The organism is Vagococcus penaei, from assembly GCF_001998885.1.
In the GTDB taxonomy this organism is placed as follows: domain Bacteria; phylum Bacillota; class Bacilli; order Lactobacillales; family Vagococcaceae; genus Vagococcus; species Vagococcus penaei.
The window spans coordinates 1100070-1117603 of sequence record NZ_CP019609.1; the positions used below are offsets into that span (position 1 = coordinate 1100070).

The window sequence follows — 17534 nt, forward strand, 5'->3', positions numbered from 1 at the left end:
CTAAATCCCTTCTTTCTTCTAATCTATCTCTCTTAAATTCTAGCATAGATTAACAAATAAAGTAACTCCAACTACCGACGCTGTCCTTTTTTTCCCGATTTTAACCATGTGATTAACACAATAAGCACACACGCTGTCAAAGCACCAATACTATCAAGAGCAACATCTTGAAATAATGGCGTCCGACCACCTGTCAACATTTGATGGAACTCATCGAGCGCAGCATAGCCAGTCGCACTTAACCAACCAAATAGTCCAGCTAAAAATAGACGCTTTGTTTGATAGTAAAGCACAAAATAGAAAGCTCCACCTAAAACAAAAAACGTAAAAAAATGTGCCGCTTTACGAATAAAAAATTCAATAAATTTAAAATAGCCATCTGCCTCGATACTGACTGGTGATCCACCGTAAGTAAAGACAATTTTAGATAGAGACTCTTTAAATGGTTCATTTTTTAATAAACGTTCTAACAATGACACTTGGGATTGCTGTTCATATGTTTGAGCCGAACTAAAGAATAAAATCAGCATTACACCAATAGCTACTAGTAAAAATAATTTTTCTTTTGGAATATTTTTCATCGAGTCACTCCTTATAATAGTCTAATCTTACCTTTTCAATGCAATTATTTCAATAATGCGCACAGATTAAAAAAAATCATGTATAATGATAACTATATTAGAAAGGGGTTATATATTCATGACATATTCAATTACTTGGGATTTAGACTCATTATTTGATGGTGGTGTCGATTCTCCTGCTTTAGCTGAGCGTTTAACTTTATTAGACACACAAGTCGCTGATTTTTCACGATTAGTGTCTACATGGCAACCAGAAGCTGATGCACCTGACTTTGTTCACTTTACAAATTTAATGACTGTCAAAGAGCAAGCTCAAAATGGCTTTTCACAAATCATTAGCTTTGTAAATGCCATTCAATCAGCCGATGTAACGAATAAAAAAGCCGGCACGTTATTAGCAAGTGTCTACAATAAATTAACTGACTACAATAATATTGGAGTCATTCTAACAAAAAAATTAACAGCTATGCCTGAAGTAACTTGGGACGCACTCCTAGCCACTCCATTGTTACAAGAACAAGGAGTTGCCTTTAATTTAGAAGAAATCCGCACACAAGGAAAACGCTTATTAAGTGAGGCCGAAGAAGCAATCATCAATCAATTAGCCAATGATGGTTTAACTGGGTGGAGTACACACTACGATACTATTGTTGCCCAATTGACGATTCCTTTTACTGAAGAAGATGGCACAGAATTTGAATTATCAGCAGGCCAAGCTTTTAACCGCATGATGGGTGATGCTAATCCTACTGTTCGTAAAGAATTATTCGAAAAATGGGAAGCCGCTTGGGCAAAACAAGCGCCAATTTTCGCGGATACTTTAAACCACTTAGATGGCTTCCGTTTAACAGCCAACAAAATCCATGGCATTACGAATCATTTAGAGATTCCTTTAGAGTATAATCGGATGTCACAAGAAACACTCGATGCTATGTGGGGAACAATTGCTAAAAACAAGCAACCATTTGTTGATTTCTTAACGCGTAAAGCCAACTTATTTGGGAAAGAAAAAATGGAATGGCAAGACCAAGATGCACCAGTCTTAATTGGTGATTTTGAAGAAAGACGGTATACATTTGATCAAGCAGCCGACTTTATTATTACTAACTTTGCCGATTTTAGTCCGAAAATGGCCGATTTCGCTAAAGCGGCATTTGAAAAATCTTGGATTGAGGCAGAAGACCGACCAGGAAAACGTCCAGGTGGCTACTGTACTGGTTTACCTGAAAGTGAAGAATCACGTATTTTCATGACTTATGGTGAATCAATCAATGAAGTGGCAACATTAGCGCATGAACTAGGCCATGCTTTCCACTCGCATGTGATGTGGGACTTACCAGCAATTAGCCAAGATTACGCAATGAATGTTGCCGAAACAGCTAGTACATTTGCTGAATTAATCGTTGCAGATGCAACTCTTCAACAAGCAACGTCAACGGAAGAAAAAGTTAACTTACTTGATATCAAAATTCAAAACGCAATTGCAATGTTTATGAATATTCATGCCCGTTTTATTTTTGAAAATAACTTCCACAATAAGCGCAAAGATCATTTATTAACAGATGAAGAAATATCGGAATTAATGATTGCTGCACAAAAAGAATCTTACTGTGATTCACTAGCCACTTACCACCCTCATTTCTGGGCTAGCAAATTACACTTCTACATTGATTCTGTGCCTTTCTACAACTTCCCATACACATTTGGTTACCTATTCAGTTTAGGTATCTATGCCTTTGCGAAAAAACAAGGCACTAACTTTGAGGATGATTATATTGCCTTATTACGTGACACAGCATCTATGCCAACAGAAGAATTAGCGAAAAAACATTTAGGTGTTGACTTAACACAAGCTGACTTCTGGCAAGCAGGTATCGATATGATTAAGCAGGATGTTGAAGAATTTATTGCTTTAACTGACTCACACGTTAAATAAAAAAGTTTTTGGCTCTATAATTTAAAGGACTGATGAATCAAAATTTGATTCATCAGTCCTTTCAGATTGAAGACAAACCAGTTGCTCATAAAGGGTAATTGGTTTGTTTTTTTGTATCTTATCATTATTTTTGATAAAATTCCCAAAATAGATAAAAAAATAGAGCCCTTCAGGTCTCTTAATTTAAGCATTTTTGCTAATTTTTTAATGTTAAGGCATGCGAAAGTGAGCCCAATTTTCATGTGCATTTTTTCTTTCCCAATTAAATTAGTGTAACGTAAGCCATGAAATTCTTTTGCCGTTCCAAATAATCGCTCAATTGTTTGTTTTCGATTATTATATATAGCTTTCATTCCAAGGGAATGACGTATGTCTTCACAACGTTCCATATCATTTTCCCATAAATGTCGTTGAATTAATTTCCTCTTTTCTTTTGACTCAGTACAATAGGCAATCAAAGGGCATTGACTACAATCAGACGTATTACTTTTGTATTCACGATATCCGTCTCTGTTAGTTGTTGTATAGCTTAAAATTTTCACATTAGGGCAGATATATTGATCGTAGTATTCATCGTAAACATAATCATGTTTTTTATAAAATCCTTTTTTGGTCATAGGTCTTTTATATGGAAAAATAGGTGTTAAATTATTTTGAAATAATAAATGGGCTATACCAGGTGTTTTGTATCCAGCGTCCATTACTAATTTATCTAAGGTAAAGTGACTTTGTAATTTATTATAGATATCGATGAATGTCCGACTATCATGTTGATTACCAGGATGAGTTGTATATCCTAAAACCCAACCATTCTTGTCACATGCTACTTGTGCAGCATAAGCAAAAACCTGTTTATGCTCTCCTTTATGGAACCAACCACTCTCATCATCTGTTTTACTAATTTTTTTATGTTTTACCTGATTTTCACTTTCCTCTCTTCTTTTTAAGGGCTTTTTTAATCTTTTTTCTCTATCTATTTCAACTTCTTTTTGTAGTGATTCCACATAAAAAAGAGTTTCTTCAGTAACTTCGTTACTTTCATATTTTTTATTATTTGCATGTGCTTTTATATGAGTACCATCAATAAATACTTCAGAAGTATCCACTAATTCAGCTTCAATACACTGTTCTAATATGCCGTAAAATATTTGTTCAAAGATATCTGTACCACGAAATCTTCTAGAATAATTTTTGCCAAAGGTTGAGAAGTGAGGAACAGCATCTTCGATATCCAAACCTAAAAACCAGCGATAAGCCATGTTAACCTCAACATCTTTAATAGTTTGTCTCATACTTTTTATACCATAAAGATACTGAATCAACGGAAGTTTAATTAATAGAACCGGATCTATACTAGGGCGGCCATTTGATTCATCGTATTTATCTTCAACTAACTTATAAATAAAATTAAAATCTACATATTTATCAATATCTCTTAATAGATGTTCCTTGGGAACTAAATCTTCTAGAGAATAAAAACCAATTTGATTACGTTTGCTCATATCTTGTTTTTTTAGCATGGAAGCAACTCCTTTTCTCTATTTTACCAAGAAAAAAAGACAAAGTATCAAATTTTTGATACTTTGTCTACAGTCTGAAAGGACTGATGAATCAAAATTTGATTCATCAGTCCTTTTTAGTTTATTTTATTTAATCAATTTTAAGTAGCAAGGCATTTATAGCTACAATGACTGTACTAAGTGACATGAATACCGCTCCGACTGCCGGGCTTAAGATAATTCCGACTGGTGCGAGAATTCCGGCAGCAAGTGGAATAGCAATAATATTATAACCGGCTCCCCACCAAAGATTTTGTTTCATTTTTCGTGATGTCCGCTTAGCAAGTGTAAAGAATTTAACAATATCTAACGGATTACTTTTAACCAAGATGACATCCGCTGAATCAATCGCCACGTCAGTTCCAGCACCGATAGCCATTCCCACATTAGCACGTGCTAAAGCTGGTGCATCATTAATACCATCTCCAACCATCATTACTTGCTGACCTTTATCGCGGTAATCTCGAATCATGGATTCTTTATCTTGGGGTAACAATTCCGCATGGAACGTTGTAATACCTAATTCTTTAGCAACAGCTTGAGCAGTTTGTTGATTATCTCCCGTTAACATAATCGGTTCAATCCCCAACTCTTTTAGCTGCTGAACTAATTGCTTAGACTCTGGCTTAATTTGATCGCCTTGTGCAATCAATCCAACATTTTTTTGGTTCACTAATAGATAACTTACAGTATTTCCTTGAGACGATAAATCGTCAAATTGCTTCGTATCATAATCAATCTGATGTTCCTTTAAATAACGCGGGTTGACGATTTGAACTGTTTTTTGTTGAATAGTGCCTTGTGGACCAACCCCTGAAACAGTCGTAACATCATCGATTGATTGTAACTGAATATTTTGCTCCTTAGCATAAGCCACAACACTAGCAGCTAATGGATGATTGGAATGTGTTTCAATTGATGCAAAGTATCCAAGTATCTCTTGATCCGTGTAATCTTGTGTCAGTGATTGGTAATGATTCACTTTAAAGTGACCTTCTGTCAAAGTCCCAGTCTTATCCATCATGACACAATCAATGTGTTGAGCAGTTTCTAAGGCTTGGCGATTTTTAACGAGTAAACCGTTTTGAGCGCCTAAAGACGTTGAACGTGCTGTAACTAAAGGAATAGCTAACCCTAAAGCATGTGGACACGCAATAATTAAGACCGTTACCATTCGTTCTAAAGCAGTTCCAAATGATTTTGTGATGAGAATCCAAACAATAAAAGCAATTACACCCACGCTAACAGCTACATAGAATAACCATTTAGCAACTTTATCGGATAAACTCTCAACACGTGATTTTTCTTGTTGAGCTTGACTCACTAAATTCATGACTTGTGACAGATAACCTGACTCACCTGTCCCGGTGACTTTTATCGTAATTGTCCCATCACCATTTGATGAGCCCCCGATAACCGAATCACCAACTTTTTTTTGGACAGCTTGAGCTTCACCAGTTACCATCGACTCATTAACTGATGTTTGACCTTTTATAATCACACCATCTGTTGGGATATTTTCACCTGATTTAACCAATACTTTTTGTCCTTCGCGAACTTCTTGGAGTGACATGGTCATTGTTTGACCATTATCCATCACAACAGTTGCCTGATTAGGTAATAACTCTGCCATTTTTTGCATCGCATTACCAGCATTACTGACAGCGCTCATTTCAATCCAATGACCTAGCAACATAATTAAAATTAACGTATCTAATTCCCAAAAGAAATCCATCGCTTGATTTGATGGGTTGATTAAATTTAAAACAAAAGCATACAAACTATAAAAATAAGCAACTGAAATCCCCAAAGAAATCAGAGTCATCATTGCTGGATTTTTTTGTTTTAGTTCACTTTTAGCACCCATCAAAAAAGGCTTACCACCATAAAAATAAATAATTGTTGCAAAAATTAAGACTATCCAGTTAGATCCAGGAAAATTTACTTGAAAAGGTAAGGCCATTCCCATCATTGGTGATAAAGCAATAATCGGAATGGAAAAAATTACCGACCACCAAAAACGTTTTTTAAAATTCATCATGTGCCCAGAATGTTGATGTGACTGATTATGGTCATGATGTGTCATGTGCTCCATGTTATGTTCGTCCATACTACATTCCCCTTTATTTTTTTGACTTCTACAATTACAACATATCACAAACAACGATTTAATGCACGATTTAAACGCTATTAGTATTTTAAATAACAAAAAACACACCTTATGAATTTCGGCTCTATAATTTAAAGGACTGATGAATCAAAATTTGATTCATCAGTCCTTTTTTAGTTTATTTAAATATAAAACATGTCGTCTATCTAGTAAAATTTAAGTACCACCAAAAATCTAAGATAGAAAGGACGACATGTCGTGAATAATCATATCAAAAAAATGCTACGAATTACAGATGAACATTTATATTTAACAAATACGGAGGAAGCTAAAGTTAAAGGAAAGAACTCTTTAATTATCTTTGGCATCTATTCTCCCATGCCTTCGGCTTGTAAATCCTGTGGGTCAACTGTTGTTGATAATGAAGGAAAAAGTGTGGTTGTTAGGAATGGAAAAAAAGAAGTAACTATTCGATTAGATTCTTATCAAAATATGCCTACTGTTTTAAAACTAAAGAAACAACGATTCCATTGTAAAAACTGTTCTCACAATTGGACCGCACAGTGTTCTATTGTTGAAAAAAATTGTCATATCAGTAAATTTATTACTTTGAAGATTTTAGAATTATTAACTGAGAAAATCTCTATGACAGTTATATCTAAACAATGCCAAGTTTCTTTAACTACAGTTTTAAGAGTTCTTAAGTCCGTTGAATCACAGCTCCCACAACAACTTAAACCTCGATCTTTTCCAGAAGTTTTAATGGTAGATGAGTTTAGATCTCACGCTAGTTATGAAGATAAAATGAACTTCATATGTGCTGATGGGAAAACAGGTGAATTAGTGGACGTTTTACCTAGTAGGAAATTAGAGAAAATCATTCCTTACTTTAATCGCTCTTCATTGGAGGAACGGAGAAAAGTTAAATTTTTAGTAACAGATATGAATGCAGCTTACTTTCAATTGACTAAAACAGTCTTTCCTACTGCTAAGCTAGTCATTGATCGATTTCATATTGTAAAGCATTTGAACACTGCTTTTAATGATTTGAGAGTACGAGAAATGAAGACATTAGTTGCCAACAAGAAAAATTCAGAAGCCAATAAATTAAAATCAAACTGGAAATGTCTTCTGAAAAATCAAACAACTATTTCCATTTCAGAATTCAAAACCTGGAGAAGCTTTCCTTCTCCAAAGCATCCTCTTTTAACGGAATCTATGATGATTGATCGACTACTTTCATTCTCTTCTAATCTAAAAGAAGCTTATGATATCTTTCATTTACTAATGTATCACTTTAGAAACAAAGATGACCAGTCATTTTTCGAACTATTGAAAGATTTACCCGATAGCTTGGATAGACAATTTAGAAATAAAATAGACAATCTGATTTCCTACGAGGAAGGTATTCGAAATGCCCTAAAATATAATTTTTCCAATGGAAAAATCGAAGCTAAGAACACTCATATAAAAACTCTTAAAAGAGTTTCCTACGGGTTCAACTCCTTTACGAATATGCGCATAAGAATTTTCTTGATAAACGGCCTTATTAAAATTAAATAACTAAAAAAGATGATAAATCTGAGAATAATCTCAAATTTATCATCTCATATATCCGACTCATCAGTCCGATTTGACAAAGAGCCTGAATTTCTAACTCAAAGTCATAAGATGTGTCGATTTGATTTTTTTATTGGTGTGCACTTAGTTCTTCAAGATGACGACTTAATAACGCATAAGCTTTCACGCGATTATAAACATCTTCATCCATTTTATACTTCCTTGATAAGAAACGTGGAGGTTTAACAGAACTATCTAAATCACGATAAAAACGACCAAAGCGTTTCATTTTCGGCTCAGCCCACTTTTTAAAGGCTAATTGATCTGATGTTGTCCATTTCGCCTGCTTCCAACGTTTCGATAGGGCTTCTAACTGGTCTTCACATGCTTCATACTCAGCACGAGGAATTTTAATTTTCTTGCTACTATAGGTATCATCAAAGTAGTCATCAATATCCTCTTGAGCTGTTTCTGGATCGTAGTCAATCAAGTCATCATCTTCATCTTCATCTTCATCGTAAGAGTAATAACTATCATCATAACTATCATCGTAATAATAATCATCATCATAACTATAGTCCTCTTCATAATAATCATCACCATAATCATGGTCTTCAGCTGATGGTACCGTTTCTGGCGTGACAGTTCCTTGAGCCATCTCAGGGATTGGTGCCATAACTGGAATAGTTGCTGTTCCTTGATTTTCAGAAATTGCAGCATTCGCACTGGCTTCTTCCGCTTCGTTTAGTTTCATCATCAACTCGTCATTCATCTGACGCAAGTTAGTGAGTTCTTCTTCGTATTGGCGAGCCAAAGCTTGTGATTCTGTTACCTCTTCTTCAAGCTTAACAGTATGACTGGTTTCATCATTTGAATAAGACGGTGTAGGCATGACTGGACTTGTCTCAAAATTAGGCATACTAGTCAAACTACTTGATTGATAAGCTGGATAATCCATACCCGTCAGTGGTATCGATGAATTTGAACTAGATAGTTGAGATACTAGTGTTTGATTTTCTTGACGTAAGCGAGCTAGTTCGTTCTCGTAATCTGTTGTTTGCGACCGAACTTGACGATAGCTCTCTTCTAATTGTTGATAATGTGCACGCCAACTTTCTTGCGTTTCTTGTTGGGTAGACATCATACGATCAACCAAGCCTTGTTGCATACTTAAACGCTCGTTTAATTGATTGATTTCAGTTTCTTTCTCTTGACTATATAAGCGTTTCTTATTATCAACATCTGAACGTAACCGCTGACGTTCAGTTTCTAATAAATCAACGCGTTCTTCCCACGTTTTATTCAATGCTTCTTTTTCTAAATTTGATTCTCGTAAATCATTTTCAAGCGATAGAATTTGATTACGTAATTGAATTAATTCATTTTGACGGTCTTGATTTACTTGATAATTTCTTTCAATTTCAGCACGTAATTGTTCTTTTTCTTGAATAACAGTATGGTATTTAACTTCCCATTCTTTAACTATAGACTCTTTATCTAAGCTTAATTGTTGGATTTGATTTTTTAAAGATAATACTTCCGCTTGTAGCGACTGTTTTTCTTGGCTTGTACGTAATTCCGTTGCCTGATAACTGACTAAATCGTTTTTTAGTGCATCATTTTCTTGAATAAGTTGCTTAATTTGATCTTGGTTGTTACTACTTGTCCGCTCAAAATCAGTTTTTAAATCTTGGACATAGCGATCATGATTGGATACTTTAACTTCTAACTGTTGAATTTCATTTTGCTTTGTTAGCAACTCTTGCTCTTTTGTTTGTAAAGAAAAAGATAATTGATTAATTTTATCTTGTAGTACTTTCATACTATCATCTCGATTACCAAAACTTGGAGTAGCATTTGTTGTTGCATCTAAACGGTCTTGTTGTTGAGTCACTTGAGAACGCAATTGATTCAATTCACGTTGGTAAGTTAATTCATCTGCCTTACTTTGCTGTAGTTTAAAGTACAAATCACTATTTTCTAATTGTAGCTGATTAAGTCGTTCTTGCCAGGTTGATTCCATATCCTCCAAACTCCTTTACTTCACCATTCATTTTGCTATTGCATACTATAAATTAAGCAAGCCGGTGTATCTGATAGCACAACAACTTAATATTGTCACCAAAATGACATCAATACCAGATGACAACCTTTAACACTTAATTTTTCCATATCCAGATTAACTAACAAAAATGAACTTTTCTTTTATTTTCGTCAGATATTTATATAGCTAAGTTAATAGTACCTTGTTCATTTATTGATGTAAAGTTTTTTAATGAAAAATAATCCCGAATCGCAGATTTAATTAATCTTTTATTTCTCATTTGTGCAATAAATTGTATTAATTAATTTTAAACAGCTATTTTTATCATTTCAAGTCTAAGTCGTTAGTAATTATTCATACGTATCAAGAGCAATTAATTGTTGATAATATGGACTGGTCTGTTTTAACTCTTTTGGTGAACCATCCATTTGAATCTGACCATCTTGTAAAAAGATGACACGATTTGCATGATGAATTCCTACCAAGTGATGTGTAATCCAGATAACGGTTTTCCCTTTCAATGTCTCAAAAACCGTCGTTAGTAATTGTTTCTCAGTTCGAGGGTCTAATCCGATAGTCGGCTCATCGATGATAATAATTGGAACGTCCTGTAATAAGATACGTGCTAACGCAATTCTTTGTTGTTCGCCACCAGAAAATCGTTTTCCACCTTCTTCAACAACAGTCTCCATTCCTTGAGGTAACTGATCAATCACGGGTTTTAAGCCTGCACGATATGCTGCTTCTAAAACTTCCTCATCTGTGGCTTTAATATTGCCAAGTCGAATATTGTTCGCCATTGTCGTATTAAATAAATGCGGACTTTGATTTAACACACCAATGTAATCCGATTGATGACCAATAAATTCAGCAATCGGATAACCACCAATTGTCAGTTGACCAGCGGTAGCGGTTAAATCACCACGAATTAATTTAGAAAGTGTCGTTTTTCCCGTTCCGCTACGCCCTAAAACCGCAATAACCTCACCTTCTGGAATAGTTAATGAAAAGTTATCAAGTAATAAACGTTTAGCATTAGGATAATGAAAAGACACATCTGTCAATTGAATCGACGTCTCAGTTAAGCAGATTTCTTTAGATACTGTTTCCTTATCAAAGACTACCCCATCTTCAGCATGAGGTAACTCATCCAACCGACGAACTGTATCCTCATATAGTGGTAATTCACGAATTGAATCACTCACTGGGGCAAAAGCATCAATTAGAGGAAAGAACGCTAGGACAAAAGCTGCAATCCAGTTTAACGCCTCTGTCGATCCAATCTGACCAAAATAATTTCCAGCCCATATAAATAGAGCGATGACGATAATACCAAATAAAATCTGCTTAGCTAATCCTTCGTAGCGAGTGTACTGATTCATCTTCGCATCTTGTTCACGCACACCTTTTTCAGCGTGATTGTAACGGTTTAAAAATTCTTGGTAGCGACCGCTATATTGCCAGTCACCAACACCTAAAACCGCATCTGTTAATTCATTGTAAAGCACATGGCGTTTTTCTTTTTGTTTATAAATCCGAGCATTATTGACCAATATTGATAATAGTGGCATCACAATTAAAAATGATCCCATTAGTAAAAACATTAATAAAGCAAAAGGAATGGAGAAAACACCCAATGCAATAATAATAAAAATATAGAGTAAAACGGAAATAAACGCTGGGAAAATTGTTCGTAAGTAAAGATTTTGAATATGATCGATGTCTTCCGCTAACATTCCCAGTAGACTACCACTTTGATAGGTTTGTTTAGCTGTCGCCGCACGTGTTTCCAGTGAGCGGTATAATTTCAACCGAATATCCGAAGTCATTTTTAACACCCAATTATGACTACCTAAGCGTTCCACATAACGGAAAGTTGGTCTAGCGATCCCAAAAGCACGAGTCATTACAATTGGCACGTAAACCATCAAAATATTTTCTGGATGTGTCGCTGACTTACTAATCAAGTAACCCGATGTAAACATCAAAGCGCCCGCTGAAAAAAATGTTAGTACACCAAGAAATAAAACAAGTGCGAGTAATTTTTTATATTTCTTAAAGTAGGGTCTAACCCAAGTATCTTGTTTTGAAAGTAATAAATACGACTTTTTCATATTACTCTCCTTTCAATTCATTAACAAATGCACTATATGCGCCTTGTTTAGCACGTAGGTCACTATACGTTCCTTGTTCCACAATCCGACCTTGTTCCATGACAATGATATAATCCATCTCTCGCATCCAATGCAACCGGTGTGTAGCGAAAAAGACTAAACGATTATCAAAGAGTGGCAGCATCATTTGTTTCAAATCTTCTTCTGTTTCAACATCTAGATGGGCAGTTGGCTCATCAAACAATAAAATACTGCGTTCATCATCTAAGAACGCACGGGCAATCGCTACCCGCTGAAATTGGCCACCACTTAACGTATGACCACCTTCACCAATAATTGTCTCTAAGCCATTTGGCAATTCAGCTAATAAATCGCTCAATCCAGCCTGTTCCACCGCAGATAATACAGCTTCTTTGCTCGCATCAGGTTGATAAAACGCAATATTTTCACGTAAACTTGCATGGAAAATATATGGATCTTGTGGAACATAAACTAATTTATCTTGCCAGTTACGGACATGCAGATTAGAAACTGCTTCACCATTAACTTTGATACTATCATCAGTTGCTTCTAAAAAACCACCGAGTAACTTAATCAAAGTCGATTTTCCTGAACCTGATAGTCCGACTACCCCAATCCGTCCAGTACCAGACCATTTAAAATCAATCTGTTCTAGCGTGTTCCATTCACTCGCATCATCGTATTTAACATTCACGTTATCCAAGACTAAGTGGTCGGTCGAACGCCATTGATCAGCAACCGGCAAAGCCTTAACTGATGCTAATTCTTTTTTATCTAAAATGGAGAAAATTGATTTTAATGTATTACCTCCATCAAGCGTGGCATGATAATCATTTGAAAAGTCACGCAAAGGTAAAAAGAAATCCGGCGCCAAAATTAAGACCGTCATGGCAGGCCATAAAGCGAGTTGGTCATTCATTAGTTTAAAACCTAAGAAGACTGCGACAATTGCCACAGATAATGTCGTGAAAAAATCTAACGCAAAAGTTGATAAAATCGCTACCTTTAAGGTACTCATGGTTGCTTTACGGTAGTCTTCACTAATTTCATAGACATTTTTTTCATAGCGTTTACCTAAGCCTAAGAAATTCAAGGTTTCTAACCCACGTAAAGAATCAAGAAAATGATTACTTAACAGTTGGTAGCCTTCATACTGGCGATCGGCTTTCGCACGAGCAGCATACCCTAAAATAATCATGAAAATGATAATAATCGGGAAAACTAATAGTAAAATAATGCCCGAACGAATATCTAAATAAAAGACAAATAGTAAAATCACCCAGGGAATAATCATCATGTTGGTCAATTTAGGCAAAATCAATGTAAAGTAATTTTCAATTTGAGAAATCCCTTCAATTGCCATTGTCACCATGTTACCAGTACCTTCTTTTTGAACAAAATTAGGTCCTAAACGAAAGACTTTGTCGAGTAATTCTTGACGCAATTTTTTAGATTGCTCATAAGCATACGTATCTAATACTTTATCTCGAATAAATAGTAAAACCTGTCTCAAGAAAAAACAGGTAAAAAAAATAGCTAGTGGTTTGACTTGTGACGTCACTGACGCCCCATCCCACAAAGCACTAATTCCTGAGGCTAAAAAATAAGCCTGTCCAATAATTAATAAAGCTTGCAAGAATGCGATTCCTGCAAGCCCAATTAAGATTGGCCTAATTTTATCAATTCGAAATAATTTCTTATCAATCAATTAGGTCATCTCCTTATCTGTTAATATGAATACGTTTTGAGAAGACGTAGTAACTCCAACTTTGATAGGCTAAAACAAATGGTAAAATACAAACTGTTACAATCGTCATTGTTTTAAGCGTATAGGCTGAGTTAGCTGAATTTTCAATTAGCATGTGTAATGATGGATCATTTGCAATCATCACACGTGGGAATAATCCGTTAAAGATAAAGACCACAATCCCTACCAACATCAAACCGGTTGCTAAAAATGACATTAACTCTTTGTTTACGTGTGAACCATAAGCTGAGATAATTGCCAAAATCACAATTACGGCCAATAAGCCAAAAGATGTCACTGGTTTTTCAGTAAAGAAGTCTGTCTTCAAATAAGCTAGAACTGCGAAGACAACTAACCCAACAAATAATACTGGATATAATTTACGCGTGTAATCATGAGCACGTTCACGAATTTTACCTGCTGTTTTCAGACGGATATAATTCAACCCATGTAAGAAACAAATCAATGTAACTGCCACGCCACCGACAATTGAGAACAAGTTGACATAATCGCCAAAACCAGCTTCCATAATATTTTTATCGGCTGCAATTGGCATACCTTGAATCACATCAATAAACATCATCCCAAACAAGAATGGCGGCATGATACTACCGATAAACATTGTCCATTCCCAAATATTACGTTCTCTTGCTGAATGTGAATGTGCACGGAATTCAAATGATACCCCACGTAAAATCAAACCAACAAGAATCAATAATAGAATAATGTAGAAACCACTAAATAGTGTCGCATACCACTCCGGGAAAGAAGCAAACATCGCCCCACCAGCAGTAATTAACCAAACCTCATTACCATCCCATACTGGTCCAATAGTTTCGATGACTTGGTCACGTTCACGTTTGTTACGCGCTAGTAACTTGACTGCCATCCCGACACCAAAGTCAAATCCTTCTAAGAAGAAGAAACCGCTAAATAATACACCAATTAAAATAAACCAAATCAATTCTAATGTTGTCATAATTAGAAGACCTCCTTAGCAAATGGGTCAATGCCATCTTTTTTCGCTTCTGACTCATCAACATAATAAGGTCCTTTAGCAATTTCACGTTTTGCCATAGCTACCATGACGAAACCTAACACTAAGAATAATGAGAAGTAAATGATATTACTGAATAACAAGTTACCCCAAGTAACACTTGGTGACACACTATCCGCAATCGTAAATAATCCATAAACAGTCCATGGCGCACGGCCTAATTCCGTAATCAACCAACCAAATGTGTTGGAAATGAATGGGAATGTAATCCCTACCGTTAACAATAATAAGAACCATTTCATTTTTAGAATACGATTATTTTTAAGTAAGTAAAGACCGATTACAGCCATTAGCGCTAACAATGTTCCGAAACCAGCCATAAAACGGAAGCCCCAGAATAACGTCTTGACAGGTACAAAGTAATCCATGTCCTCACCAAATTGGGCATCATGTTGCTCATGAAGTTGTTTATTTGCTTCATCCATCCCAATATATTGTTGCTCCCCACCTAATAGAGTTAATAGGTACGGCACTTCAATTGACCAATCCGTTTTTTTCTCTTTCGTATCAATTCCAGAAATTAATGACCATGGTGCTGGAGCAGTGGTATCTTCATAAATACCTTCCATCGCAGCAAATTTCATTGGTTGATCTTTTGCTACATAAATCATTTGTTGGTGACCTGCACCAATAGTTAAAATTGATCCAACTAATCCCATTACTAAACCAAACTTCAATGAACGTCTAAAGAATGGTAACTCTTCTTTGTTCTTTTTCTTCATCATCATCCATGCAGAAGATCCTGCGATGACAAAACCACCAGTTACGATTGTTCCAAAAATAACGTGTGGAAATTGTAACCACAATTGTGGGTTTTTAAGCAATCCGACAAAACTAGTTAACTCCGCACGATTCGTTGCTTCATTAATATGATAAGCCACTGGGTTTTGCATAAATGAGTTAGCAGCTAAAATCCATAGTGCTGATAACATTGAACCAATTGCCACTAGCCAAATACATAATAAGTGCAATTTTTTGTTGAATTTATCCCAACCGAACATCCAAAGCCCAATAAATGTTGACTCTAGGAAAAAGGCTAGGAGTGCTTCAACAGCTAAAGGTGCACCAAAAATGTCACCCATAAAACGTGAATACTCAGACCAGTTCATCCCAAATTGGAATTCTTGAATGATTCCGGTAACAACCCCAACTGCAAACCCTAGTAAAAAGAGCTTACTCCAAAATTTTGTCATATCTTTATACATTTCATCTTTTTTAACAACGTATAATGTTTGCATAATTGCGATGGCAAAGCCTAAACCAATAGACAATGGAACGAAAAAAAAGTGAAATACCGTGGTCATTCCGAACTGGAAGCGAGCCAATGATAATACATCCATGTAAAATCCTCCTTATTATTTTTTACACTCTAATTATACCTTATAACACTTTGACTTTCAAAAACTATTAAGTAATTATTAGATGACAATCTTTCTAATCTAGAACTTAATTAACGCATAGTCACAAATTCTTCGGCACTAGTTGGATGGATGGCTACGGTATTATCAAAATCCGCTTTTGTCGCACCCATTTTAATCGCCACACTAAATCCTTGAAGCATTTCATCCATACCTAACCCAATTCCATGAAGACCAACGATTTTTTCATTTTCACCAACACAAACAAGTTTCATATGTGTTTTTTCTTTTTTCTCAGTTATAGCATACATCATAGGTGTAAAAGTTGATGTATAGACTTTTACAGAATCACCATAAATGTCACGTGCTTCCATTTCTGTCAAACCAATAGTGCCAATAGTTGGATGTGAAAAGACAACAGTTGGTACATTCGTATAATCTAATTTCAACCCCGTTTGACCATTAAATAAACGTTCTGATAAACGACGTCCAGCAGCAATCGCCACAGGTGTCAAATTAATTTTATCAATAACATCACCTAGAGCATAAATCCCAGGTTGCGTTGTGTTTTGATAATCGTCCACTTTGATAGCCCCAGATTCCGTCAACTCGACATCCGTTACTTGGATATTTAAACCTTCAAGACGTGGTTGACGACCGACTGCCCAAATCAATTCTTCTGCTTCAAGTGTCTGACCATTCTCAAATGTTACTTGATAGCCTGATTCAGTTTGCTTAACTTCGGTTGGAACAGAATTAGCATGCATTTGGATTCCTTGATTTTGGTAACTTTCAACTAACGCTTCTGACACCATTGTATCAAAATGACGTAACACCGTATGACGACGATAGGCTAAATGCGTACTTTCTACACCAAGTCCGTGTAACACACCAGCGATTTCAACCGCAATGTAACCTGCACCAATCACAAGTACCGATTTTGGTAACGCCGTTAATTCAAAAAAGCCATTTGAATCAATGCCTAATTCGCTACCTGGAATATTAGGGCGTACAATTTCGCCACCTGTGGCAATCAAGATATGTGGTGCGGTATAACGCTCACCTAGTACTTCAATAACCTGTTTATCGACAAACTTAGCATATCCATGGATAAACGTCACATCATTTGACGCTAAACCTTGCATATATAAACCATGTAATCGGTCAATATAAGCATCTCGCCTTGCGACAAATTCATCAAAATTTTCTGACATAATTTCAACATCATAACCATACTCTTTAGCTGCATGTTGCATATTTTGACGTAAATCTGATGCCGTCCACATCACTTTTTTAGGCACACAACCGATATTGACACATGTGCCACCAATATCTTGGCCCTCAATAAGTAAAACTTTCGCTCCATGCATTCCAGCGCGGTTAGCAGAAGCAATCCCTCCACTACCGCCACCAATTACAATATAATCAAATTGTTCCATCTATCCTA

The 17534-nt window shown here is 35.7% G+C and carries 11 protein-coding genes; 2 read left to right on the plus strand and 9 right to left on the minus strand.

Annotated elements, in window-relative coordinates; all coding sequences use genetic code 11:
• Positions 1 to 71: 71 nt before the first annotated feature.
• The gene (locus BW732_RS05140; RefSeq protein WP_077275779.1) at positions 72 to 581 is read right to left on the minus strand and encodes a VanZ family protein; all 510 of its coding nucleotides are present in this window, start codon (positions 579 to 581) and stop codon (positions 72 to 74) included.
• A 118-nt stretch (positions 582 to 699) separates the two neighbouring features.
• On the opposite strand from BW732_RS05140, the gene BW732_RS05145 reads away from it, so the two are divergent.
• A complete protein-coding gene (locus BW732_RS05145; RefSeq protein ID WP_077275780.1) occupies positions 700 to 2517 on the plus strand; it encodes a M3 family oligoendopeptidase in 1818 nt (605 codons plus the stop codon).
• Positions 2518 to 2531: 14 nt separating this feature from the next.
• Here BW732_RS05145 and BW732_RS05150 read toward each other — a convergent pair whose 3' ends face one another.
• Both BW732_RS05150 and BW732_RS05155 read right to left on the minus strand, forming a co-directional pair.
• Complete coding sequence (locus BW732_RS05150) at positions 2532 to 4037, minus strand: IS1182 family transposase (RefSeq protein ID WP_169834150.1); 1506 nt, start codon at positions 4035 to 4037, stop codon at positions 2532 to 2534.
• A 130-nt stretch (positions 4038 to 4167) separates the two neighbouring features.
• Positions 4168 to 6186, minus strand: a complete 2019-nt coding sequence (locus tag BW732_RS05155; protein WP_077275781.1) for a heavy metal translocating P-type ATPase — start codon at positions 6184 to 6186, stop codon at positions 4168 to 4170.
• 258 nt (positions 6187 to 6444) lie between these two features.
• On the opposite strand from BW732_RS05155, the gene BW732_RS05160 reads away from it, so the two are divergent.
• The gene (locus BW732_RS05160; protein ID WP_077274886.1) at positions 6445 to 7749 is read left to right on the plus strand and encodes an ISL3 family transposase; all 1305 of its coding nucleotides are present in this window, start codon (positions 6445 to 6447) and stop codon (positions 7747 to 7749) included.
• Positions 7750 to 7876: 127 nt separating this feature from the next.
• Here the strand turns inward: BW732_RS05160 and BW732_RS05165 are convergent, their stop codons facing one another.
• The 6 genes from BW732_RS05165 to gor all read right to left on the minus strand — a co-directional run bounded on the left by BW732_RS05165 (position 7877) and on the right by gor (position 17526).
• A complete protein-coding gene (locus tag BW732_RS05165) occupies positions 7877 to 9769 on the minus strand; it encodes a coiled-coil domain-containing protein (protein WP_077275782.1) in 1893 nt (630 codons plus the stop codon).
• 371 nt (positions 9770 to 10140) lie between these two features.
• Positions 10141 to 11904, minus strand: a complete 1764-nt coding sequence (gene cydC, locus BW732_RS05170) for a thiol reductant ABC exporter subunit CydC (protein ID WP_077275783.1) — start codon at positions 11902 to 11904, stop codon at positions 10141 to 10143.
• Position 11905: 1 nt separating this feature from the next.
• Entirely contained in the window at positions 11906 to 13633 is a 1728-nt protein-coding gene (cydD, locus tag BW732_RS05175) for a thiol reductant ABC exporter subunit CydD (RefSeq protein ID WP_077275784.1), read from the minus strand.
• Between the two features lie 13 nt (positions 13634 to 13646).
• Positions 13647 to 14651, minus strand: coding sequence for a cytochrome d ubiquinol oxidase subunit II (cydB, locus tag BW732_RS05180; protein WP_077275785.1), 1005 nt, complete (start codon positions 14649 to 14651; stop codon positions 13647 to 13649).
• Between the two features lie 2 nt (positions 14652 to 14653).
• Positions 14654 to 16069, minus strand: a complete 1416-nt coding sequence (locus BW732_RS05185) for a cytochrome ubiquinol oxidase subunit I (protein WP_077275786.1) — start codon at positions 16067 to 16069, stop codon at positions 14654 to 14656.
• 110 nt (positions 16070 to 16179) lie between these two features.
• Positions 16180 to 17526 (minus strand): glutathione-disulfide reductase, encoded by a 1347-nt coding sequence (gene gor / locus BW732_RS05190; RefSeq protein WP_077275787.1) that lies wholly within the window; start codon positions 17524 to 17526, stop codon positions 16180 to 16182.
• Positions 17527 to 17534: the final 8 nt, after the last annotated feature.